Genomic DNA, 16267 nt, shown 5'->3' with positions numbered 1-16267 from the left:
GAGGGTTTTTCATCTTGGTCGGGTACCGCAGCCGCGGCGCCTGACCTGCGCCTGAGTGCGTGCGGTCGCCAAGCGCCGTCAGGCGCTTTCGGGCCCACCCTCGCAACTGGCACCGCCGCGGGTTCACGGAGCCCACCCCTCTGGGGTTCCTCCGGCGAGGACGGCCCTGACGCCGTGTATTGGGCATACATAAGTCAGGGCACCCACAGCCAGGCGGGCGCTGTAACTCCCGCAGGGGGGCCGCCACCCGCACCGCCACGCAGAACGAGGTTGGAAAAACCTCAATTGAAATCGCGGACCCACGTGAGCACCTCGGTCAGGCGTGGTCGGTGAGGTCGAGGGCCGTGCGGACGATCGTGTCCGCGTCCAGGCCGTGGTAGCGGTAGACGTCTTCCAGGGCGCCCGACTGGCCGAAGTTCGTGACGCCGAGGTGGGCCGCGCGAACCCGGTTGATCCCCGTCAGGAACGCCAGCGTGTGCGGGTGTCCATCTAGGACGGTCACCAGCGGCGTCGCCCGGTGCGCCGGGAAGACCTGGTCCAGGATGCCCGCGGAGCCACCGGCTCCCTGACGCGCCCGCAACGCCTCGAACAGCAGGCCCGGGCTGGTCACGCACACCACGTCCGCGCCGACGCCCTGCGCTTCGAGCCGGTCGGCGGCCGCCAGCGCCTCAGGCACCAGCGCGCCCATCGCCGCAAGCGTCACCTCCGGCGCCTCGTGGCGGCGCAGAGGGTACGCGCCGCCGATCGCCAGGCGGCGACGGCGTTCGCGGGCCGCCGGGTCGGCGGGCACCGCCGCGAGCGTCTGGTCGACCGGCCGGGTCGACAGGCGCAGGTAGGCGGAGCCGCCGTCCGGCCTGCCGAGGCGGGCCAGCGACGCCAGCAGGCACCACTCGGTGTCGATGGCGAACGCCGGCTCGTAGCTGGTCAGGCCCGGCTGCTCCAGGCCGATCGACGGCGTGATCACGGACTGGTGCGCGCCGCCCTCCGGCGCGAGGCTGACGCCCGAGGGCGTGCCCACCAGGATCGACTGGCCGCCCGCGTACATCCCGAACGACCACGGTTCCAGCGCGCGCCCGACGAAGCAGTCGTAGACCACGCCGATCGGCAGCAGCGGCTGGCCCCAGCGGCTCCAGGTGGCGCCGAGCTCGCCGAGCAGCCCGACCAGGTTCGTTTCGGCGATGCCGAGCTCGATGTGCTGACCGGCCGGGCGTTCCCGCCAGTGCAGGATGGTCTCGGCGTCGTCGGCGAACCAGTCCACCCGCTCCGTCGGCGACCACACGCCGACCTTGTTCAGCCAGCCGCCCAGGTTCGTCGACGAGCTGACGTCCGGCGCCAGCGTCACGATCCGCGCCGCGGCCTCCGGCGCGCCGCGCGTCAGGTCCAGCAGCGCGCGGCCGAGCGCGGCCTGCGTGGTCGTGGTGCCGGTCGGCGTCCGGCCGATGTCCGCCGGCAGCTCCGGCGCCGACACCTGCGGGCGCTCGCGGCGGCGCAGGCGCGCGGCGGCGTCGGAGCACCGCTGCCCCGCCGGGCTGCCGGCCGCGAAGCGGTGCCACGGGTCGTTCAGGTCGGCGCCGACGTTCTCGGCGAGCTGCTGCATCTGCTCGGCGCTCAGCAGCGAGCCGTGGTTCTGCGGGTGCCCCTCGCTGGCCAGGCCGTATCCCTTGATGGTGTAAGCGAAGATGACGGTCGGCCGGGTGTCGTCGATGGCCCGGAAAGCGCCGTCCAGCGCCGCCAGGTCGTGCCCGCCGAGGTTGCGGATCGCCGCGGCCAGCGCCTCGTCGTCCACTTCGGACAGCAGCCGCGCGATCTCCCCGCCGTCGGCGCCGGGCAGCCGCTCGCGCAGCTGCTCCGGTGTGCAGCGCAGCAACCGCTGGTACTCCGGGTTGCTCATGCCGTCGATGCGCGCCCGCAGCGCCTCGCCGCCCGGCCGGGCGAACAGCTCTTCCAGCAGCCGCCCGTACTTCAATGTGAGCACCTGCCAGCCGGCGGCGGCGAACATGCCCTGCAGGCGGTTGGCCGCGATGTTCGGCACGACCCGGTCCAGGGACTGGCGGTTGAGGTCGACGATCCAGACGATCTCGCCGAGGTCGGCGACGGTCGGATCCATGATCGCTTCCCAGCAGGCGCCCTCGTCCAGCTCGGCGTCGCCCAGCAGCGAGTACTGCCGCCCGGTGCCCGCCCCGCCGACGTGGCTGTCGACGTAGCGGCGGGCCACCGCGCCCCAGATCGGCGCGGTGGCGCCGAGACCGACCGAGCCCGTCGAGTAGTCCGCGGGGTCGGGATCCTTGGTGCGGCTCGGGTAGCTCTGCAGGCCGCCGAACTCGCGCAGCGTGGTCAGGTGCGACTCGTCGAGCTCGCCGAGCAGGTAGTTGATCGCGTGCAGCACCGGCGAGGCGTGCGGCTTCACCGAGACCCGGTCCGCCGCGGTCAGGTGCTCGAAGTACAGCGACGTCATGATCGACACCATCGAGGCGCAGGACGCCTGGTGCCCGCCGACCTTGAGCCCCGAGACGTTGGGCCGCACCCGGTTCGCGTGGTCGACGATCGCGGCCGACAGCCACAGCACCCGCTGCTCGACCTCGCGCAGGGATTCGGCCGTCGCCGCCTGGACCGGTGCCGCGCTGGTCATCGCGCCTCCTCGGGAAGTTGCCACATTGCTTCAAGGAGAACATCAAGAGCACAATCAATGCACAAGTTGTGGACCCGATTTTGCGCATTCTGCACCGGCACGGCTCGGTGCGGGCGGACGGAGGTGAGCATTGTGCCCAGCGCTGACACGCTCGACGAGGTGGACATCCGGCTGCTGCTGGCGCTGCGGGAGGAGCCGCGCGCGACGGTGGTCGCGCTGGCCGAACGCGTCGGGCTGTCCCGCAACACGGTGCAGGCCCGGCTCGCCAAGCTGGAGCCCAGGCTCGGGTCGTTCGAGCGGCGCATCGACCCGGCCTCGCTCGGCCACCCGCTGACCGCGTTCATCACCGTGCAGGTCACCCAGCAGATGCTCGGCGAGCTCGCCGAGTCGATGGCGCAGATCCCGGAGGTCGTCGAGGTCTTCGGCCTCACCGGCGCGACCGACCTGCTGGTGCGGGTGGTCGCGGTCGACGCCGACGACCTGTACCGGATCGCCGGGCAGGTCCTGGCGACGCCGGGAGTGGAGCGCACCAACTTCGCGCTGGCGATGCGCAGCATGGTCGACTTCCGCCTGACCCCGCTGCTGCGCAAGGCCCTCGCCGAACGCGAGCAGAAGTAGCCGGGTTTCGCCTGGTCAGGACCCGTGTGCATTTCTTGCTGCCATAGCGACACAAAGTACGCACGGGCCTTACCTGGCGGAACGTGCAGCGGACCCGGAGCTACCGGTCAGCGGGTTCCGGCGCTGCTCGGGCGATCTCGGCCCGGACGCCGAGGAGGCGGACCGGGCGGTCCAGCGGGAACCGGCCGAGGGCCTTCTGCGCCGCGCCGTCGATGGCTTCGGCGTCCCGCGTCGGGGCCGGGAGGGACACGCCGTGGGTGTGGGTGGCGAAGCGGGAATCCCGCACCTTCACCACGACACGGCGGGCCAGGACGTCCTCGGCCGCCAGGTCGTCCGCGACGACGTGCGAGAGGCGGGTGATCTCCGAGCGCATCTCGGCGTCGTCGCGCAGGTCCTGCTGGAAGGTGACCTCCCGGCCGTGCGAGCGGGCCTGGTAGGGCTCGTCGGTGACCGGGGTCGAGTCGTAGCCGTGCGCGAGCGCGACGAGCCACGGCCCGATGTTGGGGCCGAATTCGCCCGCGAGGTCCGCCATCGCGGTCCGCGCCAGGTCGCCGACCGTGGCGATGCCGCGCGCGGCGAGCTTCTTCGCCGTCTTCGCGCCGACGCCCCACAGCGCTTCCGGCGGCCGGTGCGCCATCACCTCGACCCAGTTCGACATGTCCAACCGGAACACCCCGGCCGGTTTGGCCAGCCCGGAGGCCAGCTTCGCGCGGAGCTTGTTGTCGCCGATGCCCACCGAGCACGCGAGCGCGGTGCGCTCCCGCACGTGCCGCTGCACCGATCGCGCGGTCAGCTCGGCGTCCTCGGTGTCGACCAGCATGAACGCCTCGTCCCACCCGGCGACCTCCAGGACGCCGCCGACCTCCCGCAGCGCCGCCATCACGTCGGCGGACGCGGCGAGGTAGGTCTCGCGGTCCGCGGGCAGGAACACCGCCTCCGGGCAGCGGGCCGCCGCGGTGCGCAGCGGCGTGCCGGAGCGAACACCGAACTCGCGGGCCTCGTAGGACGCCCCGGCCACCACGCCGCGCTGCTTCGGGTCGCCGGAGCCACCGACGAGCACCGGCCGCCCGCGCAGCTCTGGATGCCGCAACAGCTCCACGGCGACGATGAATTGATCGAGATCCACGTGCAACACGACCCGTTCCACGCTGCCAGCATCGACGGGTTTCGGGATTTGCGCCAGAGAGCCTTTTCCGGACTCGTCCTGCGTGGCGGTGCGGATGGCGGCCCGCCCCGCACCCGGCATATCCGAAACCGGACAACCTCGCGCCACCATCCATATCGGACACCGTGCGGCGGCACCGACCGGGTGCGCGACACTGGTGGCGTGAGCAAGCGAAGCGCCGGCATCCTGCTGTTCAAGGTCGAGGACGGATCTCCGCAGGTCCTCGTGGTGCATCCGGGCGGCCCGTTCTGGCGGAAGAAGGACGCCGGTGCCTGGTCCATCCCGAAGGGCGAGCACGAGCCCGACGAGGACGCGCGGTCGGCGGCGGTCCGGGAATTCGCCGAGGAGACCGGCATGCCGCTGACCGACCGCGAGCTGTCGCCGCTGGGCGAGGTGAAGCAGCGCAACGGCAAGCTCGTGACCGCCTGGGCCGTCGAGGGCGACTTCGACCCGACCACGTTGCGCAGCAACGAGTTCGAGGTGGAGTGGCCGCCGAAGTCGGGCCGCCGCCAGAGCTTCCCGGAGGTCGACCGGGCCCTGTGGTGCGATCCGGACACCGCCCGCGAGAAGCTCAACCCGGCCCAGGCCGAGTTCGTCGACCGCCTGCTCGACCTGCTGCGCAGCACCGGCCGCCTGCCGCGATAACCCGTTGACGACGAGGCCGCGAATCGGCAAGCTGCTCAACGACGCGGTCGAGAGGCGCTGCGACGGGGTATGCCCGCCACGCTTGGCCGCCGACGCGAAGGGACACAAGGGCGCCTCCTGACCGAGGAGGTGCGTCATCACGTTCATCGCGCCAGGCGAGATCGCCGCTCTCATCAGCTATCCGGTGAAGGGATGCGCGGGAATCGCGACGAGCGGTTCCGCGCTGACGCCGGCCGGGCTCGAACACGACCGCGCGTTCATGGTCGTCGACCTCGACGGCACCTACCGGACCCAGCGCAGGCATCCCCGGCTCGCGTTGGCCCGACCCCAGGTCGACGGAGACCTGCTGAGCCTCTCGGCGCCGGGAACCGACCCGCTGACCGTCGCCGTGAACAGCACGGGCGCCCGCCGCCCGGTCGACCTGTTCGGCGTGCCGTACCTGGGCATCGACCAGGGCGACGCCGCCGCGGAGTGGTTCTCCGACCTGCTCGGGACGCGGAGCAGGCTGGTGCGGGTCGCGCCCGAGCACGACCGCGTGACCGACGGCGCGACGCCCGGGACGTCCGGCTACGCCGACAGCTGCCCCGTGCACCTGATCTCCACGGCGTCGCTGGACCTGCTCAACGAGCGGCTGGCGGAGGACGGTTCGGCGCCGCTGCCGATGAACCGGTTCCGGCCCAACATCGTGATCAGCGGCTGGGCCGACCCGCACACCGAAGACCTGGCGCGCACGATCTCGATCGGCGAAGCGGCGCTGGGCTACGCCAAGCTCGCGATCCGCTGCGCCGTCACGACCGTCGACCAGGAGACCGGTCGCCGAGCCGGCCCGCAGCCGCTGCGCACCCTCGCCCGGTACCGGCGGGCGGATGCGGGAATCGCCTTCGGCACCAAGTTCGCGGTCGTGCGACCGGGCAGGCTGTCCGTCGGCGACAAGGTCGTCGTCGAAGCCTGGGGTGAAGCCGAGATCTAGCTCGTGACCGCCGTCGAACCGTTCCCCGCCGAGGCGAGGGCGAGCCCGACGAGGCCGGTGGACGACACCACGCCTCGGAAGAGCGACAGCGCGTCCGCTCGCTCGGCCTCCGGGGCGCGGTTCTCCAGCACCTGCGCGGCCGGGACGGCGAGGTCCTCCAAGGCGCGCACGCAGCGGTAGTACGCCAGGCGGTGCGGGTCGACGTCCACCGGCCCGTACCCGGCGAAGAACCACTGCTGCTCCTGCCGGCTGACCGGCGCGAACGGCAGCAGGACACCGCCGATCGCGAACAGGAGATCGCGTTCGCGCGGGGCGAGGACCGCGTCGTCCCAGTCGATCAGGGACACGTCCGCACCGCGCAGCAGCACGTTCCCCAGGTGCGGGTCGCCGTGGCAGACCACTTCGGGCGCGTACTGGGCGCGGAGCTTCCGCCCCAGGGCATCGGCGTGCGTCAGCAGCGCCGCGATGCGGTCCGCCGCCGATCGCCACTCCGCGGCCAGGGAGCGGACGAGGTGGTCGTCCGGAAGTTCGTCGGAGGTGCACTCGCCGTGGAGCACGCGCACCGCCGATGCCCAGCGCTCGTGCGTGTGTTCCTCGCGCGGCAGCGACTCCGGCGCCTCCGCCACCGGCATGCTGTGAACCTGCGCGAGCATTGCTCCATAAGCCTCCCAGTGCTCTGCCGTCATCCCGCCATCCAGCGCGCCCTCGTCGGACGCCCACGGCGCCAGGGACAGCCGGCGCCCCGCGCGCTCGCTCCACAACCCGCCGCCACGCGTCGGCACCGGACCGGCGACGCCCGGCACTCCGCGCCCGGCGAGCCACGCCGACACCGCCAGCCCCGCCGTCGTGCCGCCGCCGCTCCACTTGACTGCGTACCGCTCCCCCGCCGCGGAAGTCCCGCGCCCGACTTCGGCTGCCACGTCCGCACCGCTGCCGACCGGATCGATCGCCACGAGGTCGATGCCGAAGTCTTCCCGAACCCACGCCCGCAGGCGCTCAGCAGCGGCGATGTCGGACATGACCGCACCTAACCACGCGAACCCGGCGTCGCGCCAACGAATTTCGCCGATCGAGCGCCGCCGCCAGCGCATAATGACGAGAATGACGGTTGCGGAACTGCACGCCGAATTCGATGCTCTGCGCCCCGACGAGCTGCGGCGGCGCCGCTCGCAGAAGTGGGCCCTGGTCGATCCCGACGTCCTGCCCGCCTGGATCGCCGAGATGGATTACCCGCTGTGCCCGGTGGCCCGCGACGTGCTGCTGGAACTGGTCGAGCGCGCCGACTTCGGCTACCCGGTGATCGACGAGCACCTCGCGGCGTTCGCGGATTGGGTTGCGCGGGAACAGGATTGGCGCGTCGATCCCGCGCTGGTCGCACCCGTCGCCGACGTGCTGGCGGGGCTGGAGGCGGCGGTGCGCCGCCTGACCGCGCCCGGCGACGGCGTCGTGCTGCTGACGCCGGCCTATCCCCCGTTCCTAGGCCTGCTCGACCACCTCGGCCGGCCGGTCCGGGAATGCCCGCTGCTCGACACCGAGGAGGGCTGGCGGATCGACTTCGACGCGGTCGCCGACGCGCTCGCCACCGGCGCGACGGCGGTGCTGCTGTGCCACCCGCACAACCCGACGGGCCGGATCTGGTCGCGCGAGGAACTGCGGACGATCGCCGAACTCGCCGACCGGCACGGGGCTTTCGTGATCAGCGACGAGGTCCACGCGCCGCTGCGCGCGAGCGATCAGGACTTCGTCCCCTTCGCCGCCGTCGGCGACCGGGCCGTCACGGTGACCAGCGCGTCCAAGGGGTGGAACATCGCGGGGCTCAAGTCCGCGGTGCTGGTGTGCCAGGAGTCGACGAAACACCTCCTCGACACCATCCCGCCGCACGAGAAGATGCGCGCCTCGACGGCCGGGCTGGCCGTCGCAACCGCCCTGTGGCGCGATGACGGCGGCTGGCTGACTGCGGTGCGCAGTTACCTGGACCGCACGCGCGACCGGCTGCAGGAGTGGGCGGGCGAGCGCTCACGGGTCCGGGTGCACCGCGGGCAGGCTGGTTTCCTGGCCTGGCTGGACGTACGCGAGCTCGGCCCGGAACCGGCGGAGGTGCTGTTGCGGGACGCCCGGGTCCGGGTCAACGCCGGAACGAACTACGCCCCGCCCGGCTCGACGGCCGGACGGGGCTTCGTCCGTCTGAACCACGCGACCTCGCTGCCGTTGCTGGACGAGCTGCTCGCGCGGGTGGGTTCAGTCGTCGATTGAGGTCTCGCGGGTCTCCCTGGAGATGATCAGCGCGATCAGCGTGATGGCGCCCATCGCCGCCAGGTAGACGCCGACCCAGCCCAGCCCGTAGGAGCTGGCCAGCCAGGTCGCGATGTACGGGGCGACCGAGGCGCCCAGCAGGCTGGCCAGGTTGTAGGACACCGAGGCGCCGGTGTAGCGCACCGCGGTCGGGAACAGCTCCGGCAGCACCGCGCCCATCGGCCCGAACGTCATGCCCATCAGGCCGAGCCCGACGATCAGGAACGTCACCGTGGCCACGCCGGAGTTCGCGCCGAACCACGGGCCCAGCAGCAGGCCGAACACGATGATCGCGACGGTGGTGCTGATCAGCGTGGGCCGCCGCCCGAAGCGGTCGGCCAGCCAGCCGGCCAGCGGGACCGTCAGGCCGAAGAACACGACGCCGACCAGCAGCATGACCAGGAACTGCGAGCGCTCGTAGCCCAGGCCGGTCTTGGCCGTGCCGTAGGACAGCGAGAACACCGTCATCAGGTAGAAGAGCACGTAGGTGGCCAGCATGATGAACGTGCCGAGCACCAGCGCCTTGAGGTCGCTGCGGAAGACCTGCGCGAACGGCACCTTCGCGCGCTCGTTGCGCGCCACGACCTTCGCGAACGCCGGGGTTTCGTGCATGCTCAGCCGCACCCACAGGCCGACCACGACCAGCACCGCCGACACCAGGAACGGCACGCGCCATCCCCAGGCCAGGAACGTCGCGTCGTCCATGAACTCCGACAGCAGCAGAAACAGGCCGTTGGCGAAGAAGAATCCGATCGGCGCGCCCAACTGGGGGAAGGTGCCGAAGAAGGCCCGCTTGCCCGCGGGCGCGTTCTCGGTGGCCAGCAGCGCGGCGCCGCCCCACTCGCCGCCGAGGCCCAGGCCCTGGCCGAACCGGCACAGCGCCAGCAGCAGCGGCGCGACGACGCCGATCTGCTCGTAGCCGGGCAGCAGGCCGATCAGCACGGTCGAGATGCCCATCGTCAGCAGCGACGCGACGAGCGTGGACTTCCGGCCGATGCGGTCGCCGAAGTGCCCGAACAGCGCGGAGCCGACCGGGCGGGCGACGAAGGCGATCGCGAACGTCGCCAGCGACTGCAGGGTCGCGGCGGTGGGGTCGCCCGCCGGGAAGAACAGGTGCGGGAAGACCAGGACCGCGGCGGTCGCGTAGACGTAGAAGTCGTAGAACTCGATCGAGGTGCCTACGAGGCTGGCGAGCACGACCTGCCGGGTCGAGTTCCGCGGGGTGGGATCTCCCGATGCTCCGGAACCCCGCACTCCTGGTGCTGGGGCTTGGCCGACCGCCATAACGTCGAAACCTTCCTCGTAACACGAATACCTGTTTCCAGGCTCGTTCTGCTTGGCGGTGCGGGTGGCGGAACCTCAGGGGCCTTCTCGCTGTGGGATCCCGACACACGTATGACCAATACGACGCGTCGGGGCTGTCCTCGCGAGAAGACCCCTGAGAACCCGCGGCGGTGCAAGTTGCGTAGGTGGGCTAAGCGGCTACGCCGCTTCAAGAACAACAACCCGCCCTAGCGCACCCCACCCCATTCAAAACGGCCTCTACCGCACTCTAAACCTCGGCCGACCACTAGCCGAGATGCGACTCCCGCATAGTGGGCATCCTCACGGTCGGTAACGATCCTCGGCCGTTCGTCCGACCGGATGATCAACGTACCGAGTAACCACCCGAACACGCAGCGAATTCCTAGAATCGACTGGTTTCGCACCGAAATCGGCCACCCGCGCGGTAGCGCAGAGGGAGTTGCGTCGTGTCCGCCGAAGCTGAACGCGAGGACCTGTCCGACCGCGGCGCCCCGAGCCGGTTTCGCGGCGAGGAGCTGAGATTCGTCGGGATGCCGGTCGGTGGCATCGGCTGCGGTCAGCTCTACCTTGGCGGCGACGGGCGGCTGTGGCTCTGGGACGTCGACAACCGGACCGCCCCGGCCAACATCAACGACCTGCACTTCACCCGGCCACCGCTGCCGAGCTCGCCCTTCGAGCACGGCTTCGCGGTGCGCGTCACCGACGGCGACGGCGTGCGCGCCCGCTGGCTCGACGCGCGCGGCTTCCCGGAGGTGACCTTCGCCGGGCGGCCACCGGCGGCGGAGGTCGACTACGCCGATCCGGGCGAGCCGGTGCGGATCGCGCTGAACGCCTGTTCGCCGTTCGTCCCGACCGAGATCGACGACAGCTCCTACCCCGCGGTGTTCCTCGACTACACCGCGACGAACACCGGGACGATCACGGTGGAGGTCGAGATCGCCGGATTCCTGGCGAATCCCGTTTGCCTGACCAGCAGGCACACCCGGCCGCTCCGGCTGCGCGCCCGGGAATTCGCCCTCGACGGTGCGACCGGCGTGCAGTTCACCGCCGCCGAGGGAGCACCGGAGAACCCGGGGCGCGCCGACATCGTGTTGGAGGATTGGGAAAAGCCCGACTACGCGGGCTGGTCGGTGACCGGCGAGGCGTTCGGCAGCGGCCCGGTCCGCACCCTCGACCGGCCCGGCTACCAGGGCGAGGCGGGCGCGTTCGGGATGCGGATGGCCGATTCGCACGCGAGCGCCCCCGGCGCCGACGCCGGAGCGCGGGATCGCGCGACCGGGACGCTGCGCAGCGAGCCGTTCCGGATCGAGCGCAACTACCTGCGGTTCCGCATCAGCGGCGGCAACTACCCCGGCACGTGCTGCCTCAACGTCGTCGTGGGCGGCGCGGTCGTCGGCACCGCCACCGGCTCGTTCAGCGACCGGCTGGCCGACCGGGTGCTCTACCTGGGGCCGTGGCAGGGCGCGGACGCGGTCATCGAGATCGTCGACGCCGAGACCGGCCCGTGGGGGCACGTCGGCGTCGACCAGCTCCGGCTCACCGATCACGCCCCCGCCCAACCGGCCCTGCCGGAACTGCCGGACCACGGCAGCGTCGCCCTGGCCGCGCTCGGCGCCGACCGGGTGCGGGTCTGCCCGGCGACGGAGACCTTCGAATCGCCGGGCGACGTCCTCGCACCGGCACTGGGCTCATCCACAGTGGATGGATTGACGCAGCGCGGCGCCGGGGTGGTCGCGGCGGCCGTGACGCTGGAGCCGGGCGAGCAGCGGACGATCCGGTTCGCATTGGCCTGGTACTTCCCGGTGCCGGACCGGGAAGGGCTGGCGTTCCTGGAGCGCAGCCGGGAACTGCTGCGGCACTACGCGAACCGCTTCGGCAGCGCGCAAGACGTCGTCACGCACCTGGCGCGCGAACAGGAGCGGCTGCTCGGCGCGACGCGGGCGTGGACTCGCGCTTGGTACGAGGACTCGACGCTGCCGCACTGGTTCCTGGAACGGGTCGCCGCGAACACCACGATCCTGTCGACGTCGACCTGCTACCGCTTCGCCGACGGCCGGTTCTACGGCTGGGAAGGCGCCTACTGCTGCGCCGGTACCTGCACGCACGTGTGGCACTACGCACACGCGCTCGCCCGGCTGTTCCCGGCCGTGGAGCGGGACACGCGGGAACGCGTCGACCTGGGCATCGGTTTCCACGCCGCGACCGGGCAGCTGAGCATGCGCGGCGAGGCCGACCGCAGCCCGGCCGTCGACGGGCAGGCCGGGACGATCCTGCGGATCTACCGCGAGCACCAGATGTCACCGGATTCCGGCTGGCTGCACCGCGTCTGGCCGCGAACCCGGCAGGCGGTCGAGTACCTGATCGGCTCCGACGCCGAGCCCGACGGGATCCTCGACGGCGCGCAGCCCAACACCCAGGACGCCACCTGGTTCGGCCGCAACAGCTGGCTCTCCGGGCTGTACGTCGCGGCGCTGCGGGCCGGGGAGGCGATGGCTCGCGAGGTCGGCGACGACGCGTTCACCCTGCGCTGCGCCGAACTGGCCGCCAGCGGGACCGAGGTGATCGTCCGGGACCTGTTCAACGGCGAGTACTTCGTGCACGAGCTCGACCCGGCGCACCCGGGCTCGGTCAACACCAACCGGGGCTGCTTCGCCGACCAGCTGCTCGGGCAGAGCTGGGCCGCCCAGCTCGGACTGCCCCGCGTGCTGCCACCCGAGCCGACCAGGTCGGCGCTGCGCAGCATCTGGCGGCACAACTTCGTGCCCCGGCCGATGGAATACCGGGAGCACAGCCCGATCGACGGCGGGCGGATCTTCTACGACGCCGACGTCCCGGCGCTGGTGATGTGCACGTGGCCGGACGGCGGCGGCGACGAGGCCGGCGACAACTGGTCGACCAGCTACTTCAACGAGGCCTGGCACGGCATCGAGTACCAGGTGGCCGCGCACCTGATCGCCGAGGGAATGGCCGGCGAGGGCCTGGCGATCGCCCGCTCCGTGCACGACCGGTACGGCCCGCTGCGGCGCAACCCGTACAACGAGATCGAGTGCAGCGACCACTACGCGCGCTCGATGGCCAGCTTCGGCACCTACCTGAGCGCGCTCGGCTTCGAGCACCACGGCCCCAACCGGCACCTGGGCTTCGCCCCCAAGATCCGTCCCGAGGAGTTCGCGGCGGCCTTCGCGACGGCCGAAGGCTGGGGCCGGTACCGGCAGACGCGCACCGAATCCGAACGCACCAGCACGATCGAGCTCCACCACGGCCGCCTGGCGCTGCGCACCCTCCGCCTCGACGCGACCGCCGCCGAGCCGCGAGCCACCCTCGACGGCGCCCCGGTCGACGTGCGGACGAGCGCCGACGAATCCGGCCCGCTGCTCCGCTTCCCCAAGACCTGCACGATCAACGCAGGTCAGCGCCTAGACGTCCACCTCTGACCGCATCGAGCCGAGCGCCCGCAGCGCCTTCGCGTACCGGTCGACCGAGTCGTGCAGCTCCTCGGCCGACCTGCCGAGGATGCCGGGATCGCGATCGCCGGCGGCAGCGCAGAGCTCGTGCAGCGGGGTCACGATCAGCTGGAAGGCGTCCGGGGTGTTGGGCCGGATCTTCGGCATCCAGTCGTCCACGTCCCCCACCAGGTCCTGGTAACCCCAGTGGTTCTGCCCGTTCCGGATCAGCGTCTCGCCGAGGTAGCGAACCGCGCCCACGACGAACGGGTCCCCGGCGGCTTCGCGGACCGCCGACCGGGCGGGGAACCGGTCGAGCACGAGCCGCCCCAGCGCGTCCAGGGAGTCGAGGGAGAAGTCGAACGGGAAGTCCTCCGGCAGGAACCCGGAACGCCACGCGTCAAGCGCACCGTCCATATCGGACAGCCACCGGTCGAGGAATTCCTTGGCCGATTCGGTCATGAGCCGGCGATCCTCCTGCATGTACCACTCGGCCGTGCCCGGCTCCGCCGTCGGTGCCGCCCCGCGACGCGGCCACTCCACGTCCGGCCCGTAGAAATCGAGGCCGAACTCGTCGCGAAGCGCCCTGGCCTGCGCCGGCGACGCCAGGACGTGCACATCGTCCTGACATGCCTCCACCGTCTCCCGCCGGAGTTGGTAGAACACGCGCGGATCGTCGCCGCCCGGGTTCAGGTCGATGATCTGCGTCGCCACTGCTCCCTGGTCCGCGTAGTCATCGGACTGGTGCTCGACCGACCACCAGACGGACTCGCCGTTGCGCAGGAAGTGCAGGAACTCGTAGTCGTCCTCGTCGCGCACCAGCACCAGATCCGAGACGACCACCGCGCCACCCGTGCACGCGGTCACTTCCCGTTCCAGCAGGTACCGGTAGTAGCCCTCGACGTGGTCGACGTCTTCACCGTGCACCGAGATCGCGATGCCGAATTCCGGGAGCCAACCGAAGATGTCGTGTTCCGCCAGCTCCTCGTCCAGATCGTTTCGCTTGCCGATGCCGGCCAGCACCTCGGCGGCCTTCTCCTCCGCCACCATGCCCGAACGAACCAGCAGGCCGGCCAGCGCCCGAACCGTTCTCCTCGCCATGCCGCGAGATTCTGGCACCGGCCCCCGACAACAACGTGGCAGCCGCCAGCCTCGGTTTCTCGAATCCCGCCGTGGGGCCGCGTCCCGCGGCTTCGACGCAAGCCGCGGGGTGCCTGGCGGTCAGCGGCCGAGGAAATCCGTGACGAGGGCCGTCACCTTCGCCGGGTTGTCCTCCTGCACCAGGTGGCCGGCTTCGCCGATCCAGGCCAGCTCGACCTGCGGGATCCGCTTCGCCAGGTCCTTCGCGCGCTCCGGCGGCAGCCACGCGTCCTGGTCTCCCCAGGCGATCAGGACCGGGCAGTCGAGTTCCCCGTAGCGGTCCTCGACCTCGCGGGTGAAGCGTTCGTCGGCCTGGGCGATCTGCCGGTAGAACGCCGGGCGGCCCGCTTCGCCGAGCCAGGGCTCGACCAGCGCGTCGAGCACCTCGCCGCGCAGCTCGCGGTGCGCCGCCGTCGTGATGTAGCGGCGGACCAGCGCCTCGTGCAGGTTCGGCGGCAACGCCTCGAAGACCTCGTGGTCGTCGTGCACCAGGCGGAAGAACTCCGAGCCCCACGGGCGCACGCTCACCGCGTCGATCAGCGCCAGCCGTCCATATTGGACACCATCCAGCAGCGCCGTCCGCAGAGCCACCGCGCCGCCGAAATCGTGGGCGATCACCGAGGGGGCGCGCAGGCCCCAGAGCCGCAGCAGGCCCGTGAACACCTCCTGCTGGGCGGCCAGCGAGACGTCCTGACCGTCGCGCTTCTCGGACTGCCCGTAGCCCGGCATGTCCCAGACGAACACCTGGTGCCGGGCGCTGAGCGCCACGGCGACATCGCGCCAGACGTACGAGGAGAACGGCGTCCCGTGCATCAGCACCACCGGATCGCCCTGTCCCAGGCTCGCCCAGCGCACCGTTCCGTGCCGCGACTCGTGCCGCTCCGGCAGCTCCCAGTTCATCTCGACCTCCTCGTTACCGCCTCAAAGCCTATGCCGGTAACGTTACCATCAGAAGCTATATGACGGTAATCTGATGTCGTGGCATACGACCGACCGGCCGCACCGGGCGAGCTGGAAGCAGTCGAAGCGTTCGGCAACTCCGCGCGCTTCCTGCACGACGAGGACGCCTTCGCGGACGTGGCAGGCACCCAGGCCTGGCTGCGCGCGCACGACTGGCCTGAAGCGGCCGACGAGCTGGACGAGCCCGGGCGTCAGGAACTGGCGCGGGCCCGGGAGGCGATCCGCGACCATCTCGCCGGAACCGGCTCCGCGGACCTGAACGACTACGCGAGCCGCCTGCTCGACGCGCCTCAGTGGCAGGACGGCCAGGTGGAGATCCCGATCGCGCACGGGTCCGCCGTCGAGCGGCTCGTCGGCCGGCTCATCGCGACCCTGGTGGTCGACGGGCTGCGCGGCAAGCAGGGCCGACTCAAGGTCTGCCGGGCCGACGACTGCCGCTGGCTGTACTACGACAGGTCACCGGGCAACAACAGCACCTGGTGCAGCATGGACATCTGCGGAGCGCGCCACAAGATGCGCGCCTACCGAACGCGCCGCAAGGCCTGATCCGACCGGCGTTCACGACGAGGAATAGGAACGTTCGATGCGGGTTGCGATCACCGGGCACAGAGGACTACCTGCGGAAACAGCCCGAATGGTGGCCGACGGGCTGCGCGCGGAGATCGGCGGCTACCAGGCCGCCGAACTCGTCGGGCTCACCTGCCTCGCCGACGGCGCGGACAGCATCTTCGCGCGGCTCGTGCTCGACCACGGCGGCCGGCTCGCCGTGATCCTCCCGGCCAGCGAGTACCGCGACTCGCTGCCCGAATCGCACCTCGTGACCTTCGACGCGCTGCGCGCGGCGGCGTCCGAGCTCGTCGAGCTCGACTACGTCGCCGCGGAACCGCAGGCCTACCTGGCGGCCGGCCTGCGCATGCTCGACACGGCGAACCACCTGATCGCGGTCTGGGACGGCCGCCCGCCCGCCGGCCCCGGCGGCACCGCCGACATCGTCGCGGCCGCCCGCGACCGCGGGCTCCCGGTCACGGTCATCTGGCCGCCGGGCGCCCGCCGCGCCTGACGCGAAGGGCGGGCGCCTTCCACCGAAAGCACCCGCCCCT

The 16267-nt window shown here is 71.5% G+C and carries 13 protein-coding genes; 7 read left to right on the top strand and 6 right to left on the bottom strand.

The window, feature by feature from the left end:
* Nucleotides 1–316: 316 nt before the first annotated feature.
* Nucleotides 317–2629 carry a transketolase-like TK C-terminal-containing protein gene (locus BLW84_RS37590; RefSeq protein ID WP_093275762.1) on the bottom strand — a complete coding sequence of 771 codons (2313 nt, stop codon included), beginning with the start codon at nt 2627–2629 and terminating at the stop codon, nt 317–319.
* A gap of 132 nt (nt 2630–2761) precedes the next feature.
* Between BLW84_RS37590 and BLW84_RS37585 the strand changes: the two genes are divergently transcribed.
* The gene (locus tag BLW84_RS37585) at nt 2762–3247 is read left to right on the top strand and encodes an Lrp/AsnC family transcriptional regulator (protein ID WP_093275760.1); all 486 of its coding nucleotides are present in this window, start codon (nt 2762–2764) and stop codon (nt 3245–3247) included.
* A 100-nt stretch (nt 3248–3347) separates the two neighbouring features.
* On the opposite strand, the gene BLW84_RS37580 is transcribed toward BLW84_RS37585, so the two are convergent.
* Complete coding sequence (locus tag BLW84_RS37580) at nt 3348–4394, bottom strand: DNA polymerase IV (RefSeq protein WP_093275817.1); 1047 nt, start codon at nt 4392–4394, stop codon at nt 3348–3350.
* A gap of 180 nt (nt 4395–4574) precedes the next feature.
* Between BLW84_RS37580 and BLW84_RS37575 the strand changes: the two genes are divergently transcribed.
* Together BLW84_RS37575 and BLW84_RS37570 are read left to right on the top strand one after the other, a co-directional pair.
* Nucleotides 4575–5057, top strand: coding sequence for an NUDIX hydrolase (locus BLW84_RS37575; protein ID WP_093275758.1), 483 nt, complete (start codon nt 4575–4577; stop codon nt 5055–5057).
* A gap of 145 nt (nt 5058–5202) precedes the next feature.
* Entirely contained in the window at nt 5203–6027 is an 825-nt protein-coding gene (locus BLW84_RS37570) for an MOSC domain-containing protein (protein ID WP_177226913.1), read from the top strand.
* Here the strand turns inward: BLW84_RS37570 and BLW84_RS37565 are convergent.
* Nucleotides 6024–7046, bottom strand: a complete 1023-nt coding sequence (locus BLW84_RS37565) for a phosphotransferase enzyme family protein (protein WP_093275814.1) — start codon at nt 7044–7046, stop codon at nt 6024–6026. The genes BLW84_RS37570 and BLW84_RS37565 overlap by 4 nt on opposite strands.
* Before the next feature lie 82 nt (nt 7047–7128).
* On the opposite strand from BLW84_RS37565, the gene BLW84_RS37560 reads away from it, so the two are divergent.
* A complete protein-coding gene (locus BLW84_RS37560) occupies nt 7129–8280 on the top strand; it encodes a MalY/PatB family protein (protein ID WP_177226906.1) in 1152 nt (383 codons plus the stop codon).
* Here the strand turns inward: BLW84_RS37560 and BLW84_RS37555 are convergent.
* Entirely contained in the window at nt 8266–9603 is a 1338-nt protein-coding gene (locus BLW84_RS37555) for an MFS transporter (RefSeq protein ID WP_093275750.1), read from the bottom strand. The two genes, BLW84_RS37560 and BLW84_RS37555, sit on opposite strands and share 15 nt — an antisense overlap.
* A gap of 467 nt (nt 9604–10070) precedes the next feature.
* Here BLW84_RS37555 and BLW84_RS37550 point away from each other — a divergent pair, with 467 nt between their 5' ends.
* Complete coding sequence (locus BLW84_RS37550; protein ID WP_093275747.1) at nt 10071–13058, top strand: GH116 family glycosyl hydrolase; 2988 nt, start codon at nt 10071–10073, stop codon at nt 13056–13058.
* Here the strand turns inward: BLW84_RS37550 and BLW84_RS37545 are convergent.
* Together BLW84_RS37545 and BLW84_RS37540 are read right to left on the bottom strand one after the other, a co-directional pair.
* Nucleotides 13041–14168 (bottom strand): hypothetical protein, encoded by a 1128-nt coding sequence (locus BLW84_RS37545; RefSeq protein WP_143061239.1) that lies wholly within the window; start codon nt 14166–14168, stop codon nt 13041–13043. The genes BLW84_RS37550 and BLW84_RS37545 overlap by 18 nt on opposite strands.
* Before the next feature lie 120 nt (nt 14169–14288).
* The gene (locus tag BLW84_RS37540) at nt 14289–15107 is read right to left on the bottom strand and encodes an alpha/beta fold hydrolase (protein WP_093275741.1); all 819 of its coding nucleotides are present in this window, start codon (nt 15105–15107) and stop codon (nt 14289–14291) included.
* 78 nt (nt 15108–15185) lie between these two features.
* Between BLW84_RS37540 and BLW84_RS37535 the strand changes: the two genes are divergently transcribed.
* Together BLW84_RS37535 and BLW84_RS37530 are read left to right on the top strand one after the other, a co-directional pair.
* Nucleotides 15186–15713 carry a CGNR zinc finger domain-containing protein gene (locus BLW84_RS37535; protein ID WP_093275739.1) on the top strand — a complete coding sequence of 176 codons (528 nt, stop codon included), beginning with the start codon at nt 15186–15188 and terminating at the stop codon, nt 15711–15713.
* 37 nt (nt 15714–15750) lie between these two features.
* The gene (locus BLW84_RS37530; protein WP_093275736.1) at nt 15751–16227 is read left to right on the top strand and encodes a hypothetical protein; all 477 of its coding nucleotides are present in this window, start codon (nt 15751–15753) and stop codon (nt 16225–16227) included.
* Nucleotides 16228–16267 lie beyond the last annotated feature (40 nt).

Origin of the sequence: Saccharopolyspora shandongensis (assembly GCF_900106995.1) — a bacterium.
Lineage (GTDB): Bacteria > Actinomycetota > Actinomycetes > Mycobacteriales > Pseudonocardiaceae > Saccharopolyspora > Saccharopolyspora shandongensis.
This window is presented reverse-complemented; position numbering and strand designations above follow the sequence as displayed.